General features: G+C 68.9%; 21 protein-coding genes and 4 pseudogenes. 9 read left to right on the plus strand and 16 right to left on the minus strand.

Translation table 11 applies throughout. The features are described from left to right. Nucleotides 1–262: 262 nt before the first annotated feature. Nucleotides 263–421 carry a hypothetical protein gene (locus ACIBTU_RS09015; RefSeq protein WP_399125300.1) on the plus strand — a complete coding sequence of 53 codons (159 nt, stop codon included), beginning with the start codon at nt 263–265 and terminating at the stop codon, nt 419–421. A gap of 361 nt (nt 422–782) precedes the next feature. On the opposite strand, the gene ACIBTU_RS09020 is transcribed toward ACIBTU_RS09015, so the two are convergent. Beyond that, on the minus strand, nt 783–1,691 hold the full coding sequence (locus tag ACIBTU_RS09020; RefSeq protein WP_399125301.1) for a LysR family transcriptional regulator: 909 nt from the start codon (nt 1,689–1,691) through the stop codon (nt 783–785). 139 nt (nt 1,692–1,830) lie between these two features. Here ACIBTU_RS09020 and ACIBTU_RS09025 point away from each other — a divergent pair, with 139 nt between their 5' ends. Further along, the gene (locus tag ACIBTU_RS09025; protein ID WP_399125302.1) at nt 1,831–2,649 is read left to right on the plus strand and encodes an inositol monophosphatase family protein; all 819 of its coding nucleotides are present in this window, start codon (nt 1,831–1,833) and stop codon (nt 2,647–2,649) included. Between the two features lie 41 nt (nt 2,650–2,690). Further along, nucleotides 2,691–3,287 (plus strand): NADPH-dependent F420 reductase, encoded by a 597-nt coding sequence (locus tag ACIBTU_RS09030; RefSeq protein ID WP_399125303.1) that lies wholly within the window; start codon nt 2,691–2,693, stop codon nt 3,285–3,287. Between the two features lie 15 nt (nt 3,288–3,302). Here ACIBTU_RS09030 and ACIBTU_RS09035 read toward each other — a convergent pair whose 3' ends face one another. Next, nucleotides 3,303–3,713, minus strand: coding sequence for a RidA family protein (locus tag ACIBTU_RS09035; RefSeq protein ID WP_399125304.1), 411 nt, complete (start codon nt 3,711–3,713; stop codon nt 3,303–3,305). Nucleotides 3,714–3,791: 78 nt separating this feature from the next. Between ACIBTU_RS09035 and ACIBTU_RS09040 the strand changes: the two genes are divergently transcribed. Next, on the plus strand, nt 3,792–4,163 hold the full coding sequence (locus ACIBTU_RS09040; protein ID WP_399125305.1) for a winged helix-turn-helix transcriptional regulator: 372 nt from the start codon (nt 3,792–3,794) through the stop codon (nt 4,161–4,163). Nucleotides 4,164–4,256: 93 nt separating this feature from the next. On the opposite strand, the pseudogene ACIBTU_RS09045 reads toward ACIBTU_RS09040, so the two are convergent. The 6 genes and pseudogenes from ACIBTU_RS09045 to ACIBTU_RS09070 form a co-directional block, all read right to left on the minus strand. Further along, nucleotides 4,257–4,460 (minus strand): annotated as a pseudogene (locus ACIBTU_RS09045) (ATP-binding protein); the annotation flags it as partial. Between the two features lie 64 nt (nt 4,461–4,524). Beyond that, on the minus strand, nt 4,525–5,001 hold the full coding sequence (locus ACIBTU_RS09050) for a hypothetical protein (protein ID WP_399125306.1): 477 nt from the start codon (nt 4,999–5,001) through the stop codon (nt 4,525–4,527). 105 nt (nt 5,002–5,106) lie between these two features. Further along, a complete protein-coding gene (locus ACIBTU_RS09055) occupies nt 5,107–5,520 on the minus strand; it encodes a DUF6262 family protein (RefSeq protein ID WP_399125308.1) in 414 nt (137 codons plus the stop codon). Beyond that, complete coding sequence (locus ACIBTU_RS09060; RefSeq protein ID WP_399125309.1) at nt 5,517–7,673, minus strand: tyrosine-type recombinase/integrase; 2,157 nt, start codon at nt 7,671–7,673, stop codon at nt 5,517–5,519. Before ACIBTU_RS09060 ends, ACIBTU_RS09055 begins: the two co-directional genes overlap by 4 nt. Beyond that, on the minus strand, nt 7,663–8,799 hold the full coding sequence (locus ACIBTU_RS09065) for a tyrosine-type recombinase/integrase (RefSeq protein WP_399125310.1): 1,137 nt from the start codon (nt 8,797–8,799) through the stop codon (nt 7,663–7,665). Before ACIBTU_RS09065 ends, ACIBTU_RS09060 begins: the two co-directional genes overlap by 11 nt. Before the next feature lie 152 nt (nt 8,800–8,951). Beyond that, the gene (locus ACIBTU_RS09070; RefSeq protein ID WP_399125311.1) at nt 8,952–9,248 is read right to left on the minus strand and encodes a hypothetical protein; all 297 of its coding nucleotides are present in this window, start codon (nt 9,246–9,248) and stop codon (nt 8,952–8,954) included. A gap of 666 nt (nt 9,249–9,914) precedes the next feature. On the opposite strand from ACIBTU_RS09070, the gene ACIBTU_RS09075 reads away from it, so the two are divergent. Further along, a complete protein-coding gene (locus ACIBTU_RS09075; protein WP_399125385.1) occupies nt 9,915–10,355 on the plus strand; it encodes an HIT family protein in 441 nt (146 codons plus the stop codon). A gap of 262 nt (nt 10,356–10,617) precedes the next feature. On the opposite strand, the gene ACIBTU_RS09080 is transcribed toward ACIBTU_RS09075, so the two are convergent. The 4 genes and pseudogenes from ACIBTU_RS09080 to ACIBTU_RS09095 form a co-directional block, all read right to left on the minus strand. Next, nucleotides 10,618–10,917: an SHOCT domain-containing protein gene (locus ACIBTU_RS09080; protein WP_399125312.1), complete on the minus strand. Its 300-nt coding sequence runs from the start codon at nt 10,915–10,917 to the stop codon at nt 10,618–10,620. A gap of 34 nt (nt 10,918–10,951) precedes the next feature. Continuing rightward, complete coding sequence (locus ACIBTU_RS09085; RefSeq protein ID WP_399125314.1) at nt 10,952–11,404, minus strand: DUF6325 family protein; 453 nt, start codon at nt 11,402–11,404, stop codon at nt 10,952–10,954. Nucleotides 11,405–11,537: 133 nt separating this feature from the next. Next, nucleotides 11,538–11,693 carry a hypothetical protein gene (locus tag ACIBTU_RS09090; protein WP_399125388.1) on the minus strand — a complete coding sequence of 52 codons (156 nt, stop codon included), beginning with the start codon at nt 11,691–11,693 and terminating at the stop codon, nt 11,538–11,540. A 94-nt stretch (nt 11,694–11,787) separates the two neighbouring features. Continuing rightward, nucleotides 11,788–12,180 (minus strand): annotated as a pseudogene (locus ACIBTU_RS09095) (GAP family protein); the annotation flags it as partial. Between the two features lie 325 nt (nt 12,181–12,505). On the opposite strand from ACIBTU_RS09095, the pseudogene ACIBTU_RS09100 reads away from it, so the two are divergent. Both ACIBTU_RS09100 and ACIBTU_RS09105 read left to right on the plus strand, forming a co-directional pair. After that, nucleotides 12,506–12,871: pseudogene (locus ACIBTU_RS09100) on the plus strand (DUF1254 domain-containing protein); the annotation flags it as partial. A gap of 413 nt (nt 12,872–13,284) precedes the next feature. Then, nucleotides 13,285–13,749, plus strand: coding sequence for a DUF1214 domain-containing protein (locus ACIBTU_RS09105; protein ID WP_399125315.1), 465 nt, complete (start codon nt 13,285–13,287; stop codon nt 13,747–13,749). Between the two features lie 316 nt (nt 13,750–14,065). On the opposite strand, the gene ACIBTU_RS09110 is transcribed toward ACIBTU_RS09105, so the two are convergent. The 4 genes and pseudogenes from ACIBTU_RS09110 to ACIBTU_RS09125 form a co-directional block, all read right to left on the minus strand. Then, the gene (locus tag ACIBTU_RS09110; RefSeq protein WP_399125316.1) at nt 14,066–14,620 is read right to left on the minus strand and encodes a dihydrofolate reductase family protein; all 555 of its coding nucleotides are present in this window, start codon (nt 14,618–14,620) and stop codon (nt 14,066–14,068) included. 93 nt (nt 14,621–14,713) lie between these two features. Continuing rightward, nucleotides 14,714–14,989: pseudogene (locus tag ACIBTU_RS09115) on the minus strand (helix-turn-helix domain-containing protein); the annotation flags it as partial. A gap of 533 nt (nt 14,990–15,522) precedes the next feature. Beyond that, entirely contained in the window at nt 15,523–15,726 is a 204-nt protein-coding gene (locus ACIBTU_RS09120; RefSeq protein WP_399125317.1) for a cold-shock protein, read from the minus strand. A 660-nt stretch (nt 15,727–16,386) separates the two neighbouring features. Continuing rightward, nucleotides 16,387–17,232, minus strand: a complete 846-nt coding sequence (locus ACIBTU_RS09125; protein ID WP_399125318.1) for an SDR family NAD(P)-dependent oxidoreductase — start codon at nt 17,230–17,232, stop codon at nt 16,387–16,389. A gap of 127 nt (nt 17,233–17,359) precedes the next feature. Between ACIBTU_RS09125 and ACIBTU_RS09130 the strand changes: the two genes are divergently transcribed. After that, a complete protein-coding gene (locus tag ACIBTU_RS09130; protein ID WP_399125319.1) occupies nt 17,360–17,941 on the plus strand; it encodes a TetR/AcrR family transcriptional regulator in 582 nt (193 codons plus the stop codon). Between the two features lie 192 nt (nt 17,942–18,133). Further along, entirely contained in the window at nt 18,134–18,328 is a 195-nt protein-coding gene (locus ACIBTU_RS09135) for a cupin domain-containing protein (RefSeq protein WP_399125320.1), read from the plus strand. Nucleotides 18,329–18,340 lie beyond the last annotated feature (12 nt).

The following is an 18,340-nucleotide window of genomic DNA, read 5'->3' on the forward strand; positions in this document are numbered from 1 at the left end:
AGGCGTTCGGCACCCTGCCCAGGCTCGGGGAGCGGACCGTGCCCGAACCGGCGCCCGGTCACACCCTGGTCCGGGTGGTCGCGGCCACCGTCACATCCTCGACGGGCAGTTCGGAATCCTTCCCCAGCTGCCGTTCATCCCCGGCACCCAGGGCGGCGGCTACGTCGTCGCTTCGGACACGCACCCTGAGGGTGCGCTCGTCCGACTGCGGGGCGAAGGACTGGGGCTGAGCCGGGACGGTGCCTGGGCCGAGCACGCGCTCGTGCCCGACGCCGCCGTGGAAACCATGCCCGAGGGCACCGACCCCGCTCTGGCCTGCAGCTGCTTCTCGCCGGTCGGCACCGCCTGGGCGTCCGTGCACGCCATCGCCAAGGTGCAGCCGGGGGAGCGGGTGCTGGTGACCGGCGCGTCCGGCGAGTGATGGCCCAGCTCGGCTTCACCTGTCGCACCGCTCCCACAGCCCCGGCCGCCCCTGCGCCTCGGGACGACTCGTACCAGCGGGCTTCCGCCCTGCTCGGCACTCCATCCACCCGCCTCAGGTACGGCCAGGTGTGACACGAACGGAACGGTGAGCTCCGTCCGGCACGCACCGGCCGGGCCTCGCTGGGCCGCCTTCTCGGCCGGTGGCCGGACGGCTCAGGCTTCGGGCGCCGCCTAGGTCATGTCCGCTGGGAGGGGAGACGGGGTGCCTGAAGGCCGGCGTGATGCGGGGTGTCCATTCGGCGTTGCCCGCCGACCAGCGCCAGGCATGAGCCGTCCGAGGGGCGCCGGTGCCGGTGTGGTTACGACGGTGCTCCGTGTCTGGTCAGCGTTGTTCGGGCGAGGTCGCGTAGCCAGGTGTGGGCCTGGTCTGTGTCGTAGCGCTGATGCCATGACAGGTATATGGGGGCTGGCGGCAGTTCGAGCGGGAGGGGGAGAGTGGTCAGGCCGAGGTCGGTGACCGCTGAGTGCGTGGTGGCTTCGGGGACGCAGACCAGGACGTCGGAGCCGCGCACGAACTCCAGTGCGGCCGCTTCTGTGGGTGCGGCCGCCACCACGCGGCGGGTGAGGCCGAGTCGTGCGAGGGCGTCGTCGACGGAGTCGCTGAGGTTTCCGCGGCGGGAGACGACGACATGCTCGGCAGCGGCGTACTGCTCTGCGGTGAGGGCCCGGCCGCGGTCGAGCGGGTGCCCTCGTCTCATGACGATGACGAGGCGGGTCTCGCCCACGCTCTCGGCACGGATGTCCGGCGCGCTCGGCCGGGTGGCGTTCGCCTCCAGATCGACCTCGCCACGCCGTAGCTCGGGTGTGTCGACGCTCGCTTCCGCGAGGAAGCGCAGGCGTACGCCCGGTGCCTGATCGCGCACGGCGGAGAGCAGCGCGGGGCCGCACAGGGCGACCAGGGAGTCGTGCCAGCGGAGGGTGAAGGTGCGCTCCAGCGTGCCCAGATCGAGTTCTCGGCTTGGTGCCAGCACCCCCTGGACCTGCTGCAGCAGCTCGTGCACCTGCTCACGTACGGCGATCGCGTACGGCGTCGGGGTCATTGTCCGGCCGGTGCGCACCAGGATCTGATCCCCTGTCGTGCGACGGATCCGCCCCAGGCTCCGGCTCATCGCGGGCGCGGTGACGTGCAGGCGCGCAGCCGCCCCCGCCACGCTTCCTTCCTCGAGCAGTGCGTCGAAGGCGGAGAGCAGATTCAAATCCAATTGCATGGGAGTAATCCTAGCCGTGCCGTACATGCATTTGAAGTTAATCAATGGCCTCTATACCTTCGAAAGCAGAGCGCGCGGGACAAGGTGAACACCTCGGGTCGGGCGCCTCAACCAGCCTTCTGCGCAAGGGAGTTCAGTCATGTCCGAAACGCTTCAGGCCGCCGGTGTCACCGTCTCCGACACCGACCTGCTCGGCCAGACCGTGATCGCTGTGCGCGAGGCCGGATCGGCGCTCGTAGAGCGGTTCGGCGACGTGGTCTCCTACCGGACCCGGGAAGAGCTCATGAGCGCGCTCGCCGGCAACGACAACACGACTCTCGACATCCTGCGCCCCGCCCTCACGCGTCTGCGCCCGGACGCCGGCTGGGTGGAGGACGAACTGGACGGTGGGGCGCTGCCGTCTGGCGAATGGTGGGTCGTGGACCCGGCCGAGGGCAACGTCAATCACCTGCACGCCCTGCCGGAGTGGGCGGTGACCGCCACCCTCGTACGGGAGAACCGCCCGGTACTCACCGCGGTCCACGTGCCGCTGACCGGCGAGACCTACACCGCGCTCGCCGGCGGGGGCGCCCACCTCGACGGCCGCCCGCTGCGCGTCTCCCCGACCACGGATCTCGGCCTCGGCCTCGTGGCCACCAGCCAGGCCCGGCCGGACGAGGACGAAAAGGTCGTACGACGCGTCGGCTCATCGATCACCGCGATGCTCTTCGACGCGCTCGTCGTCCGCACCGCCGTCCCCGCGACCCTGCACCTGCTGAACGTGGCCGCGGGCCGGATCGACGCCTTCTGGCAGTTCGCCGGTGCTCGCGCGGATCTGCTGCCCGGGGCGCTGCTCGTCACCGAGGCGGGTGGACGGATCTCCGACACGGAGGGCCGCCCCTGGACTCCGCAGAGCGACAGCTTCCTGGCCGCCGCCCCCGGCGTTCACGCCCAGGCCGTCAACACACTCTCCCTCTGACCGCACATCACCATCCGCACACACAAAAGGACCTGATCAACATGACCACGATCGCCGTTCTCGGAAACGGCCGCGTCGGCGGCAACCTGGCCACCGCCCTCACCCGGGCGGGACACGAGGTGCCGGCGGTGGGCCGCACGCCGGACGCCGCCGCGTCAGCGGCGCGGACCGCCCGGATCGTCATCAACGCCACCCCGGGCGCCGGCTCGCTGGACCGGCTCGTCGCCCTGCGCGAGGAACTACGCGGCAAGATCCTCATCGACGTCTCCAACGCCACCGCCGACGGACCGGACGGCCTGCCCGGCGACCTGATCCACCCCGGTTCCAGCCTGGCCGAGCAACTCCAGGAAGCGCTCCCCGGAACACATGTCGTCAAGACACTCAACACGATGCTCTTCCCGGTGATGACCGCCCCCGCCGCCCTGGCGCAGGCACCCGACGCCTTCCTCTCCGGCGACGACCCGCAGGCCAAGCAGACCGTGCGTGAACTGCTCGTCGATCTGGGCTGGCACGAGGAGTGGATCACCGACCTCGGCGGGATCCGGACCGCCCGCGCCACCGAGGCCGCGATACTTTTCGTACCGCACGTGATCCGGTCGAGCGGATTCGCGCCGTTCGCGATCTCGATAGCCCGCTGACCCGCGCACGGGCAGTCAGTCCAGGAGGGCGGTCGCCTCGACCTCGACGAGGACATCCGGCTCGAAGAGGTAGTCGACGCCGATGAGCGATGCCGGAGGCAGTGGGGTCGGGAGACCGATCTCGCCGGCGACGGCCTCCACTCCGGCCATGAAGTCGCCTATCTTCTCAGGGGTCCATTGGGTCACGTAGAACGTAAGGCGCAGCACGTCCGAGAAGGTCGCGTCGGCGCCCGCCAGTCCGGTGGCGGTGTTGCGCAGTGCCTGGGCAACCTGTCCGGCCAGATCGCCGGGCGCAACGACGGTTCCGTCGGGCCTGCGCGCGATCTGGCCGCTGACGTGTACGTGCCTGCTCCCGGTACCCACAGCGACGTGGTGGTAGGGAACCGGCCGGAGCATGCCGTGCGGAGTGAAGTGGTGAACAGCCATGGGTCTCTCCTCTTCCGTTCTCGGTATCGGGAAGATACTTAGTAGGGGAAAGACACTTCAACGAGACCAGGTTTCGCCATGGATACCGCCGACGAAGTCCGCATCGACGCCCCGCACCGCGAACTGCTCGACCAGATCCTCGACAAATGGTCACTCGCCGTCCTCAACGAACTCTGCGAACGCCCGTGCCGTTTCAACGAACTCCGCCGGGCCATCCCTCAGGTCACCCAGAAGTCGCTGACCGCGACGCTCCGGCGGCTCGAACGCAACGGCGTGATCGAGCGCGAGGTCGTCTCCACCCGCCCTGTGGCTGTCAGATACCGGATCACCCAACTCGGCAAGACTTTGCGGCATCCCATCGACGTACTGCTGGCCTGGACCTCGCAGCACATGCCCGCCATCGAGCGCGCACGCCACGACTACGACGAACGCGAAGAACCCCGCCTGTGAACATGGCCGGGTGCGCTCGCGTATCGGCCGCCGTCGGCCTGCCGCGCCTGATGCCCCCGCGACGCTGGAACGCGACCCAAGCCGCATCTTGACCGTCAGGCGGCCGATCGAGTCGGCCTCCTTCAGCTGGCGGACCATGTCGTCGAGGCTGATGAAGTAGACGGTGAAGCCGGCCCGGTAGGCCGCGATGGCCAGGCCGCCGCCGATGTGGGTCTTGCCGACGCCCTCGGTTATCAACGGTCCGGCGGAATCATCTGGCTGAAGTTGCAGCTCATGGCGGTGATGCGATCTATTCATCGAGTCAACGGTGACCTGGTTCGCAGGCGCGACGCGTCCGCGAACCAGGTCGTCGTCAGCTCTGTCACTGCACTCGGTTTTGGTGCAGCCATGTCGTCTCGAGGATCAGGTAGCGCCAACGTTCGGCCGCGCCGGCCTCCGGATCGAGCATGTTGTTGAACTCCCCCACTCCGATGAGGTAGATCGCGGCTTCCTTGCAGTTCGTGCTGATGGAGATCCGCCCTCCGTCATCAACGAGTTCGAAGGACATGTCTTCCGGAAGGGCGACCAAGGCGATGTGTGTGGTCTTCTCAGGGTCGAAGTGAGCGTGACGATCGCGGGCGACCTTCCAGTCGTGCCCCGGCCATGCGCGACGCTCCGACGCCGTCGTAGGGACCAGGACCTTGGCGTCGATGAGCATGTCCTGGTCGATGATGTCGTGGCCCGCCTTCCTGCCACCGAAGAGAACCGGGCTGCCTCCTTGCGACTCGCGCCAGGCAGCAACGACGTACTCACCCATGAAGGAGCGTATCGGGCCGAAAGCGCTGTTCTCGATCTGCATGCAACCATCCCCAGTCCAAAGCCCGCCCCGTAGCGGACCATCGAAGAGAGCCTGCCGCATGCCCCTGACAATCAACTCTCCTTCCGTGGAGTGGAGGCGAATTGATCATGCTGGACCACGGCGGGCGAGTTCGCGCCGGAGGTCGAGGTTCTCGCCGTGGGCTTGTTCGAGCGCGTCCCGCAGGGCCTGTACTTCTTCGCGGTGTTGCTTTTTCAGGCGGGTGATCTGGCCGGTCAGGGCAAGGACGAGGGTGCTCTGTTCGTCGGCCGGAGGTGTGGGGGCGGGGATCGGCCGGGCTTGGGCCCGGAGCCGTTCGATGCGTCCGCGCAGGTCTGGGTGGTTATAGAGGAACGCATGGGAGACGCCAGCCTCGCGCTGGACGGCCTGGAAGGTGATCGGCTCACCGCGTTTGACCAGGGTGCGGATCGCCTTCTCCGCCGCGGTGGTCTTGGCCTGGGACTTCGCCTTCGCGGCGGTGGCGAGGGTCTGCGTGCGTTTGGCGCGGGCGTCGTCGGTCATGGCCGGGTCCTTCGGTGACGGTCTAGGTCGAGGGTGAGCGGGACGGGCTCGGTGGGGGCGGCGCCGCAGCCGGCGCCCTGGACGGCGCATCCGGGCTTGGAGCGGAGAGTGTCCAGGAGCTTGGTGAGAGCCGCGTGCTCGGCCCGTCGTTGCAGCAGCCAGACGTTGTCCTCGGGCATCGGGCGGCCGTGCCGATCCTGGAATGCGGTGGTGCTGCGGTTGATCAGGGCCTCGGTCTCGTCCAGTTGCCGTTCCAGAGCACTTTGGTGGGAGGCATCGGTAACGAAGACCGAGCAGGTCAGGCAGGCGTTTCCCTTGTCGCAGGTCTGCAGGGGCGGCAGCAGGCACCAGGCGTGGGGCAGGAATCGGTCGGCGCGGTTGAACAGGTGGAGGCTGTCGTGGTCGTCGTGGGAGAAGGTGACGTGGGTGCCGTCCGCACGGAGTTTCGCGGTGGCCAGGAACGCCTGCTCGGCGTGTTCCTGGCGGGCGGCGACGTAGTGCATCGTCATCGTCGGGGTCGCGTGTCCGGCATAGCGCATCAGCACGTGGACAGGTAGGCCGAGTTCGGCGAGCCGGGTCAGTTTGGTGTGGCGGAAGCGGTGGGTGTGGCTGAGCCCGACGGACTTGCCCTTGCTGTCGGTGATTTTCACGATCTTGCTGAACTCACGGAGCATCCAGCTGTAGGTGCCCGAGGGGTAGGGCTTGTCGCCCTGCCGGTTCCCGGTCCGCTGCAGGAACAGGTGGCGCGGGGTGATGCCGGGGAAGTGCTCGCGGACCCACCGTCGTTGTTCCTCGATGACCGCGACGACCTCGGCGTCGACGAGGATGTTGTCCGGCGCGATATCGATCTTGCTTTGTGCGTAGTGGAAGCGGGCGATCTCCTCGCCCTCGGCGGCGTCGACGGCCCGGTCGGGGACCGGGGAGAGGCAGTCGAAGCGGCTGGTGCGGATCTCGCTGGCCCGTCGTCCGGTGAGGATCTGCAGCAGGATCATGCGCATGGCCTGCGGGTCGTCGAAGCCGCGGGCGGTGCCCTGCTGTCCGTCGCTGCGGGTGAGGGCCATCTTTTCGTGTCGGGCGAGCCCGAGCAGGGGCAGCGCGGCGGGGATCTGCGCGAGTGCATGGTCGTCGACGTAGTTCTCGTCGTTGAGCTCGCGCCGGCCAGAGATGCGGGAGACCTGCCGGAACCAGCCAGCCGCGTGCGCGTCGGTGACCCGCGACCATGGGTTCGGCCCGAGGACCTGGCGGGCCTCGATGGGGTTGGCCGCGACGAACGCGAAGAGTTCGGCGACCGCCCGAAGGTCGTCGTTGACCAGGCGGGGATGGACGGGCTGCCCGGCGAACCGTTGCTCGTTCTGTCGCAGGAGCCGGTTGGCGGGATCGGTGTCCCAGCGGCGGAAGGCGGCGGCCAGCTGGACCGCGTGGGCCGGGTCGCCCAGGACGTCGAGGGGGTCGGTGAAGGTCTGCAGCCACCGGTCGAAGCGGGCGAAGCACCGCATCCTCTCCTGGCTCACCGTCGACCATCGCAGCGTGCCGGCCTCCAACTGCGTGCCCAGGCACCACTTCACGGCCTCCCGCAGCCACGGCTGAGCGATCCTCGAAGGGGAACAGCCGTAGTGGGCCTGGGGCTCGTGTTCCGCCAGCGGAATCCGCGGATCGCATCGCGGGTGCCACTCGTCCAGGGACCACCAGGGCCCGTCCGAACAGCGGGCGAGGAGGGCGAGGCGACTGAAACGGAAGATCACCCGCAGCCGGGCGACGCTGCCGCGAGGAATGAGCCGGCCCCAACGGGTGGCATAGAACCACCGCTGTAGGGCGGCCGCGGTCTCCCAGTCCATGGCCCGGATCGAGGCCGGGAAAGGGTGCTGGTCGCGGATCGCGCGGCGCAGGATGTTCGCGAACTGGTTGGTGCCAAGCACTGAGGAGCGGGTGCCGTCCATCGCCTGCCAGTGCGCCATCCAGGCCAGTTCGGCGGCGATCAGGTCGGGCAGACCGGTCAGGTCGATGCTCCGGTCACCGTTCTCGGTGATCTTCTCCCAGTCGTCGATGCCGTCCCTGATCACCGGCCCTTTCCAGGGGTCGGGCAGCTCGGCCCAGAGCCGCCAGAACGGATCCTCGTCGCCGGCCGCATGGAGATGACGCTGTTCACCGGCCATCATCGACCTGCCAGGCGGAGATGTACGACTTCCAGTTCGCCGCGGCCCGCAGGGCCTCGTCCTCGCGGACCCAGCCATAGAGGTCGAGCGTGGTCTGGACGTGTGCGTGGCCGAGTCGCCGGGAGACCACCCACTCCGGCGTCCCGGCCAGCAGCAGCGCGGTCGCGTGGCTGTGGCGGAACCAGTGCGGCGTCCAGGACGCGGGTCCGATGCCCTTCTTGCGCAGGGCGGACACCTTGTCCCGCACCGTGCCCTCGCGCAGGGCGGCCAGCAGCGGTGGTCGCTCCAGGTTCACCAGTAGTGGCGAGCCGGTATCGATCTCGATGCCGAGCTCGGCGGCCCGGCAGGCGAGGTGGGTGAGGTAGTCGGCGAACAGTCGCTCCAGGTCACTGCCGACATAGACCCGTCGGGGGCGCATCATCTTCACTCTGGCCCCGTTCGTGTTGTCCTCGCGCGGCACGATCTCGACATAGGGAGTGGAGCCGCGACCCATGACGAAGTCGCAGATCCGCAGGCCGAGGGCCTCTCCCAGGCGCATACCGGTCTCCGCGAGCAGGGCGAACAGCAGCCGGTCGCGCAGGTTCCCCCGCCAGTCGCCGACCGTGGCGTCCGGCATCGCGCAGCCGTCCATGATCGCCTGGATCTCGGTCGGCAGCAGCAGCGGCGGGCGGCCATGATGCCGCTGGCGCCGGACCCTGACCAGCGAGGACGACGCGGGAGCGGTGCGGGCATCCAGGTGCGCGAGCAGGCCCCGGCCCGGGGCCCGGCGCGGCGTCCCGCGCATGAGCCGGCCCGCGACCGGAACCGAGTAGACCGCCTCCTGCCAGCGATAGAAGGAGATCAGTGCGGCCAGCCTCGCCTCCAGCGTCCCGGCCTCGGGGGCCTGTTCGGGCTCGATCAGGGTGTGCTCGACGGTGCGGCCATTACGCAGCCAGGACAGGAACCCCGCGACCGCCGGGACCCCGAGATCGCCCCACCTTCCGGCCTCGTCGCGCTGTTCGAGGAACGTCCACCACTGGGCCAGCGAGGTTGCATAGCCACGGACCGTGTTCGGCGACCACAACTGCCGGTGAGCCTCCAGCCAGTCCTCGACCGGCGCGACCGTCCGGTACCTCTCGTCGATCACGGTCCACGTCCGCCGCCCGTTCCCGGGGCGGACCGCCAAGCTGTGCGCTACTGATGCCGTTCCGTCTCGTTGAAGAACTCCCGTTGATAGCAATGCATCAACGACACAGAACGCTCATGGTGACGCTCGTCGCAGACAGAGAATCGAGAGGCTCACGCCCCGCTGATAACGGGCGGCCCCAGCAGGGCGACGTTGGTCTTCGTCTCGACGAACGACAAGGTGGCCAGGTCCCGGATCTGGCATTCGCCCGCTGCATCAGATTCTCCGTCATGGAGCGACAACGGCCGTTTGCTGACCAGGATCTGAGCGGCAGCGGACCGGTTGAGGAGGTTCTGGAGCGGGCTGTCGCAGGAGCCGCCCTGCTGGGGCCGGACGGCGAAGTCAGGAACCGGGGTGGTGGTGCGGCGGCCTGTGCCGTCCGGTAGGCCGTCCCAGTGCGACTCGTCCACGACCCAACTCCCGCGGGCATGCGCTCGCGGGTGGACAGCCAACAGTGTGGACCCGCTCGAGTCCGGCGCCAGCAGATGCAGGGAGACGGTGTCGCCACCTGCCCTGACCTCGGCCAAAGTGGTACTGATCGACGAGCCGTTCGTGGATCACCGTCCCCTTCAACGTGATGTCGGCCCGCAGCCAAGCACCGATCACAGGCTTGAACGGCTCAAGCACCTGCCCGTGACAGCCCTTGCGTGACGGACCCGCCGGCGGAACGACCGGCGGCGGAGCCTCGATGTACTTCTTCACGGTCCGCCAGTTCAGCCCGGTCTCCCGGGCGATGGCGGAGATACTCAGCCCTGCCTCATGCAGAGCTCGGAAACGACGCAGATCCATCCAACGCTCCGAGTGCAGGATCATCGAGACGGGACACCCTTCGCCTCCTCTCACCTCGCGCGATGGCTGTCCCGCCCGCATCCTCCGTACTCACAACCCTCGTACGACACGCCCAAGATCAACCCGATCGAGTGTGTACGGGAGCCCGTACCCGCCTATGTGCGTGAGCTTGTACGCGGATACCCGGGGCGAGTTGCCAGATGCGGGGTGAAAGCCGCTCGCGCCTGGGCGCCGCTTCTGATGTTGTGAGAGGCCGAGGTACTCGGGTCTTGAGGGGACAGGCTGTGATGGACGACGGATGCATCTTTTGTGCAATAGCGAGAGGCCGGGCCGAGGCCAGCATCGTCCACGAAGACGAATCGGTGATCGCTTTTATGGATCTCCAGCCCGTCACCCCAGGCCACTTGCTGGTCATCCCCAAGGCACACGCGGTGGGACTGGAGGATCTCCAGGAGGACGTCGGCGTCCAGGTCTGGAAAGTGGCGCGTCAGCTCGGACGCGCCTTGCGCCGATCAGGCTTGCGATGTGAGGGCGTCAACTTGTTCCTTGCGGACGGCGAAGCAGCCTTCCAGGAGGTTTTCCACGTTCACCTGCATGTCTTCCCCCGCTTCACAGGTGACCCATTTCGCCTTGATGCTGACTGGCGCGTCCATGAGCGAGACCAGCTCGACAAGACGGCTGCTGCCGTCCGTGACGGCCTCGCTGCCCTTGATGCCAGGCAACGATGACGACCATCGCTCTCCGGGCCGGACACAGCTTCGGCCTGAGGCCGAGGAAGTTCATCGAGTGGCCCCTATCGGCGCCAATTCCCGGAGCCACTTCAAGACCACCAGACGGAGACGAAGAAGACGGAGAATGAGCGACGGGAACGCGGACACGATCCCGGTAGTGACCCTCGCGGCCGTGACGTCCTTCGTCGTCACCGAGCTCCTTCCGGAGTGAGTGACTGAGGGCGACCGAGGTCCGTGGACGGACGGCGCAAAGCCCGGTTCAGCCGCCGAGAATGCGGCTCTTCTGAGCCTCGAACTCGGCCTCGGACAGCACTCCTTGTTCCTTGAGCTGCGCGAGCTCCTTCAATTGGGCGATCGTGGCGTCCACCGACTCCCCGGCCTGCGGCTCGGGTGCGGCCGGCGGCGCGCTATAGACCTGCGGGGGAGCCGCCGTGGCGGCGCGCTCGTAGTCCTGCTGCGCCCAGCGGCCGGCCTGTCGGCGCGACACCCGGTTGGACACGGCGGTGGCGGTACCGGAGATGATCGCGGTGCGCGCGACACCGCGGAGAAGACCAGGCATGACGGATTCCTTGTCGTCGGTCGGCGTGCTGCCGTCAGGAGGCGGACCGGGCCTCGACGGCCTCCAGGCTCGCCAGGAGGTCCTCGACCGGGATCCTGCCGTTGGCCACCAAGCGCGCTCCGCTGCGGCGCAGGGCAGCCGCGAGGGGCGCGGCCCACAGGTTCTCGTACACGAGGACGCCCGCGGAGCTGCCGGGTTCTAGGACGGCGGCGGCCTCCTGAAGGTCGTCCTCGCCGAGCAGCCCCGATGAGGCTCCCTCGAACACGGTCAGGTCGAGTTCCCCGTCGCCGTCCAGGTCCTTGACCTCGACGGCGATGACCGAACCGTCCTCGTCCCTGCGTACGAAGGCCAGGTCGAGGACGCGGATGATGCGCCGGTCGACGAGATCGAGCAGCAGGGGCAGGCCTTCTCCCGTCATGCGATTGCCCGGGAACTCCAGGATCAGGTAATCGACGGGTCCCATCTCGGAGATTTCGTCGACACTCATTCCGACTCCTCGCTGGCGGCTCTCCGCCTCCGACGGTACGGCGAAACGGCCCCCCGCCGGCACTCATGGCCGCTCTCATTCCAACACCGCGGGGCTCCACACGCACCTTCGTGGCGGCCGGGGGCGGCCTCCGTCAGGTGAGCTCGTAGAGGCTTCTGCCGACCAGCCAGAAGCCCACCGTCAGGGACAGCACGACGATGGCCTGGTCCTGGTGTGTCGTGATCGCACGCATCAGAGCCCGCAGCCGGGCCTGGGCCCGGGCGGGCCGGAACGTCGCGTACAGCTCCATCGCCAGAAGGCTGGAGCTGGACAGCAGGCAGTGAGAACATCAGCGTCAGCCAGGTGACCGCCTGCGACAGGTCGGCGTTCATCACGGTCGCCGCGCCCGCCGCGACCATGCCCCAGGGCTGGAGCAGAAGGGCCATGCCGGCGGCCGACCACGCCGAGGTGTTGCGCAGCTTTCCGAGCCAGGCCGGCTCCTCCCTCGGACGGCTCTCCTTGCGCTGTCTGTAGACGCCGAACAGGACGAGACCGACCCCGATGGCGAGCTTGAGGGCGAGGGCGGCGGTCGACGGGGCACTGTGTTTCTTGGGCGGTGACCCGTCGGTGAGGAGCAGCATGCCGGCGATCACCAGCACCAGGCACGCCAGCCAGGCGAGGACGAAGACCAGCCCTTTGAGTAGTCCTCTGTGGCCGGACAGCAGAAGGATCAGGGCCATGGCCGGCAACGGGTGAAGTGTGATCGCCAGGCCGATGAGGATCATGTCGAGTGTCATCTGCGGGCGCTCTCGTCATCGGGGCCGCGGACGTGTCGGCCGAACCCACCCAGCCACGAACCGGCGGTGGGCGCGAAAGGTGGACGTCCATTGGAGCGAGCGGCCCCGGACTCCTCGCCACCCGTTCGGCGGACTCGCCGCGCTAGGGGCGGGCGGCGCTCTTAGCGTCCCAAACGGGGCCTCCACAGCAGCAGCGCACCCCACCCCACGCGTCACCACAGCTCCCGGGAGTAGCCGCATGACGGACGAGTCGATGGAGAAGCAGGCCGCGGAGGCATGGCTCTACGGGTAACCGCTGGTCACGGCGGCCATCACCAAAGAGGACATGACGGCGGTCCCGTCCCGGGACGACGCGCGCCGCAAGGCCCAGGCCAACCAGTTCTGCTACTTGCGCACCACCCCGGACGCCTCCTTCACCGAGGTCGTCTCACCGAACGCCGACACCCTGTACTCCAGCGCCTGGCTCGACCTGCCGGACGAGCCGCTGGCGCTCGCCCTGCCGGACTTCGGTGACCGTTTCTGGATGGTCCCGATCCTGGACGCCTGGTCGAACGTCTGTGCCGTCGTCGGCCGGTGCGAGTACGGCTCCATCGCCGGCCCGTTCCTGATCGCCGGGCCGTCCTGGTCAGGGGAGACCCCCGCAGGGCTGATGCTCCTGAAGTCGCCCACCGCCGTGAACTGGATCATCGCCCGGTACGCGACCAGCGGACCGTCCGGCTTCCCGGCCGTCAACCGGCTCCAGGACGGGACAGGGCTGATTCTGCTCTCGCGGTGGACCAGCGACCCCGCGGACCACTCCCCGCCCACGGACGTCCCCGTCCCGGCCGGTGCCGACACCACGGCGGCGCCCGTGGACCGGGTCCACGCGCTCAGCGGCCGCGCGTACTTCTCCCTGCTCAACCGGATGATGGTCGATAACCCTCCCGCCCCCGCCGGCGCCGCAGCCATGGCCCGGTTCGCCAAACTCGGCGTCGCGCCCGGAGCGATCCTGGACGACCTGCCCCCGAGGAGACCGCCACCCTGGACGCGGGTGCGCGGCGCGGCCCCGAGGCCCTGCGCGAGCTGTTCACCGAGGCGGAATCCGCGGGCTCCAGTGTGTGGACCGTGCACCGGGGCCTGGGGGACTACGGAACCGACTACGCCAAGCGCGCGGTCATCACCCGGTTCGGGTACGGAGCCAACCTCGACGCCGACGCCCTGTACCCGCACGCCACAACCGACTCCGAGGGCCGCCCCCTCGATGGCGCGCACAGGTACGTGCTCCACTTCGACGCCGGACAGATGCCGCCCGTCGACGGGTTCTGGTCCCTGACGATGATGAACGAGCGCCAGCTCTTCGCCGACAACCCGATGAACCGCTACGCGATCGGCGACCGCAGCGACATGCGGACCAACCCCGACGGCTCCCTGGACATCTACGTCCAGCACGACAGCCCCGGCCCGGACCGCGAGAGCAACTGGCTCCCCGCACCCGAGGGCAGCTGCAACGTGTTCCTCCGCCTGTACTGGCCCCGGCAGTCCGCCCTCACCGGCGACTGGACCCCGCTGGCCCTGCCGCGTACCCGCTGAGGCACGCCGGAGTGACGGGCGGCCGCGCCGACAGAGGCAAACCCTCCAAGGCGGCCGCCGATCGTTGTGCCGGCCAAGATCACCATGCGCGTCCGCGTCCGCGTCCGCCCTGACTCGTGGGACGTGGCGGTCCGAGCGGCCGCCGCCCTCCTTGCCCGTGAAGACACCTGGGACGCCGCACCGTGAGCGAACGCGCCATCGCGCCCAAGAGCCGTTGATTCCTGTTCCTCTGCTCCCACCCCGGCGGCTGCGAGCAGTTGGTGGACGGGATGTGGCAGGCCGTCCCCGCGCCGGCCCGCGGGCCGGCGGTCGGTGCTCAGCGCACGGGGCGGTAGGTCGCGATGATCACGCCGCTGCTGGTGGGTTCGGCGCTCACCAGCTCCAGCTTCTTCAGAGCGGTGTCGTCCTCGAACAGCTTCTTTCGGCCCTCGCCGGCCACCACCGGGTGGATCAGCAGTACCAGCTCATCCAGCAGATCCAGTTCCAGCAGGGAACGCACCAGCGTTGGGCTGCCCGCGACGGTGATGTCCTTGCCCTCGCCGGCCTTGAGCTTCTCGATCGCGGCCGTCAGATCGCCGTTGACGAGGGTGCTGTTGGCCCAGTCCTCGACGCTGTCCAGCGTGGAGGAGACTACGTACTTGGGCGAATCGTTGATCCACTTGGCGAAACCGGTGTCCTCGCCGCTGGTCACCGTCGGCCAGTACCCGGCCCACTCGGTGAAGGTCACCCGGCCCATCAAAATCGTGTCCGCGGTCTCCAGCGCCTTCCCCAGCGCCGCGCCCATCTCGTCGTCGAAGACGAACTGCCACTCGTTCGGAGACTGGACTACACCGTCGAGCGAGATGAACGGACTCGAAACGACCTTGCGCATGATTCCTCCGTGATGAGTTCCAGGCCGCCTGTCCGGTCAGGGCCCGGGGCGCTGAGACCGGGACGAGCCGACCCCGTCGGCTACGCCAGGAACCTACGCGGGCACCGAGGACGAGGGCTTGTACAGAAGCGACAGGGGCTCGGTTACATCCGGACTGCTCAGCCGAGTGGCGGTTCGGCCGATGTACCGGGTCAAGGACCGCGCCAGATGCGGCTGGTCGAAGTAGCCCAGCCGGTGCACGACGTCCTGGGCCGGCGCACCCTCCTGGATCAGTACCGCCGCCTCACGGGCGCGGTGGATCTGCCGGATGGCGCCTTGCGTGAGACCCGTCGCCGCGACAAAGCGGCGCTGCAGGGTGCGCTCGGAGACACCGAGCTGCGGGCCCGGGCGGTTCGCCCGTACGTCCAGGTGGTGGCCGACGCGCTCGCTGCCGAGGGCTTCGCCGTACGCCAGGACGTCGACGTGGTCCATGTCGCTGATGACGTGGAGGCCGCGGCCGCGCCGGTGTCGGCGCTGGTGTGGGACGAGCGGTGGGGCTGGTGAACCGCGAGACCAGCCGGCGGCACCCGATCGGGAGGGAGAGTGGGCTGCCGCTGGAGGGGGACGCCATCCGCTACCTGGGGGGCGGGCATGAGTCGGCTGTGCGGGAGTTGGTCGTGGGTGTCTATGACGGGCGGCGTGGAACGCAGCGACCGGCCCCAAAGCATCGGTCTTGACGGCGGGATGCGGGGTTGGCAGGAGCGGGCTGGGCTGGGCGCCGCGGACTACCGCTCGACCTCCGAGAGCCAGTGGGGCTCGCCTTGAAGCAGCCCACGACCCCCCGCAACGCCTTGTCGTGGTTGGAGCGTCCACCGTTCGATGCCCGCCCGGGCTGGCCGAGGCGGGCATCGAGGGGCTGCGGCTCAGGCGGGGGTGATGTTCTCCGCCTGCGGGCCCTTCTGGCCCTGGGTGATGTCGAAGTTGACCTTCTGGCCTTCCTGGAGCTCACGGAAGCCAGAGGAGTTGATGTTGGAGTAGTGGGCGAAGACGTCGGGGCCTCCGCCGTCCTGCTCGATGAAGCCGAAGCCCTTTTCTGCGTTGAACCACTTCACGGTTCCGGTGGCCATGTTGTCCTCCAAGGAGACTCGAAAAGGTCCCGCTTTGTGCGGGAACCGGAGGTGATCGTCCTGGTCCTCCGAGACTCTGAACAGCAGAGCGCCCGTGAGCTTGTACTCACGGGCGACCGGTACTTCGGATCCATGACAGCTAAGCAGGACGTTACACCGCCAGATGGCGGGCGCTCGTCAACTTCTCGGGTTGCAGCAGTCAAGCAGCAGGGCGACATCAAGGCCCGGAAGTCGTTCACGCTGCCACCCGCGCCCTGACCCGCCTGCGCGGCCGGCGCATCGCAGACCTCATCACCACCGAACCCTCCCTCGAGGTGGCGGAGGCCGCCACGCGGCTCGGCTTCCCGAAGGCCATACACCACGGACAGCGGTCGCGTACGCGGTCACCGAGTTGCGTGCCCGGGAGGCGCGACCGTACGACCAGGAGGTGGCTGACGCGCTCATTGCCGAGGGCCTGGCCATGCGGCAGGCAGTTCGGGGTATTCGTCGGCGAGCCGGGCTGCCGTCAATGCGGCGCGGAACATGGCAGATTCTTCCGGCCAATCGGCTCCCGCGACTCCCCTCCCTCGGCAAGGAAGGGGCTCTCCTTGGCGCTGTCACTGGCCGCAGCGTAGGCGGCCTGGACGTTGGGCGGGCCGCTACTCCCTGTCGTACTGGTGTCTAACGGACCCAGGTGCTGGTGAGGTTCTGGACGGCCGAGCCGTCGAGGTCGGTGAGCTTGGTGCCGACGAAGTCGCGCGCCCATGCGGAGGTCTGGACACGGAAGGCTGGGCGGTCGCCGGCCAGTGCCTCGATGATCGGGGCGGCGGCCTCGGCCGGAGACTGGGCGTTGCCGAAGGACTGCTGGGTGCGGGCGATGTACGCGTTGAGGGCCGGGGCGTAGGGCCCGGCCGCGTCGAGCAGGGCGGGGACGTCCAGGCTCAGGTTGGTGACGAACTCGCTCGCCACCGCGCCGGGTTCGACCACGACGACGTCGACGCCGACGGTGGCGGCGACCGGGGCGAGGGATTCCATGAAGCCCTCGACAGCGAACTTCGCGGCACAGTACGCCTCGTTGAAGGGCTGTCCGATCGCGCCGCCCACGCTGGAGACCGTGATGATCCGGCCTCGAGCGGCACGCAGGTGAGGCAGGGCTGCGCGGGTGGTGGCCACCACGCCGAAGAAGTTGACCTCCATGGCGGCGCGCACGTCGTCGAGGCTGCCCTGTTCGATGGTGCCGACCTGGGCGGCGCCGGCGTTGTTGATCAGTGCGTCCAAGCGGCCGTGCTCGGCGATCACCTCGTCCAGGCAGGCGGCGATGCTCTCGGCGTCGACCACGTCCAGGTGCTTGACGTGGATGCGGTCGGCGACCCCGTGCTCGGCGGCGGCTTCGAGCAGCGGCTGGGCCTTGGCGGCGTCGCGCATGGTGGCGATGGTGGTCCAGCCGGCTCGGGCGGCGGTGACGGCTGCGGCCAGGCCGATGCCGGAGGAGGTGCCGGTGATCAGAACCGTCTTCGGGGAGGGCATGCGGGTCTTCCTTGCTCTGGAGCGGAGGGGTGCCTCCGTAAGCGGGGAGTTCCCCGGTTGTGGGCAACCGTAAACGGGGAGTTCTCCGGTTGTCCAGCTAGACTGGTCCCGGACGAAGGGAGCAGGCTTGACCAGCCAGCCGAGCGTGTTGCGTGCCGATGCCCGCCGCAACCGGGAGCGGATCCTCGAAGCGGCCGTGCACGCCTTCTCGGAGAAGGGCGCGGATGTCCCGTTCGACACGATCGCCAAGGCCGCGGGCGTCGGCTCGGCCACGCTCTACCGCCACTTCCCGACCCGTGAGGCGCTGGTCGAGGCGGCCTACCGAAACGAGCTGGCCCGGGTCTGCGACAGCGCCGCCGGGCTGCTGGCAGACAACCCGCCCGACCGGGCACTGCGGCTGTGGATGGACAGGTTCATCGACTACCTGGCCGCCAAACACGGCATGGCGGACGCCCTGCGCGCCGCGGTCGCCTCCGGTGCGGACCCCTTCGCAGAGACCCTTGACAAGCTCCGCGCCACGCTCGGCACCCTGCTGGATGCCGGCGCCGACGCCGGTCTGCTGCGCTCGGACATCGACCCCTTCGACGTCGGCCTCAGCCTGTCCGGCGTCGCGCTGATCACCAGCGCTCCCGCCCAACGTGAACGGGCAGGCCGCCTCCTCGACCTGCTCCTCGATGGTCTCCGCTACGGCGCCGCCGGCCCGGCGTAAGGGGCGTGACCGTCTCCGGTCCCGCCCGAGGCGCGGCGCGAACCCTGTTTGCGCAGAATCCCAGGGCGGACGGGATCCTTTACCCCACGGTCGACCACTGCTGGGCCGGCGTCGCATACCGTCGAGGCATTCCTTGATCACGTTCGCGGGCGTTCCCGGCGGGTCGGGGACGCCGGAGTGAAGGTGCTGCGCATGGACGGAAGCGCCCTCCCGTCCGAGTCCCACGAGACTGCGGAAACCCTGCTCGTCGTCGACGGCACCCTCCGCCTGACGGCCGCCGGCGCCGAAGTCGACGTGCGCGAGGGGGAGATGTATGTCGTCGAGGCGGGCGTGGAGCATGCCGTACGGCCTGGCAGCCGGGGCACGCTCGTCATTGTCGACAGGTGATGAGGGCTCGCG

Source organism: Streptomyces sp. NPDC050145 (genome assembly GCF_044460245.1).
Classification (GTDB): Bacteria; Actinomycetota; Actinomycetes; order Streptomycetales; family Streptomycetaceae; genus Streptomyces.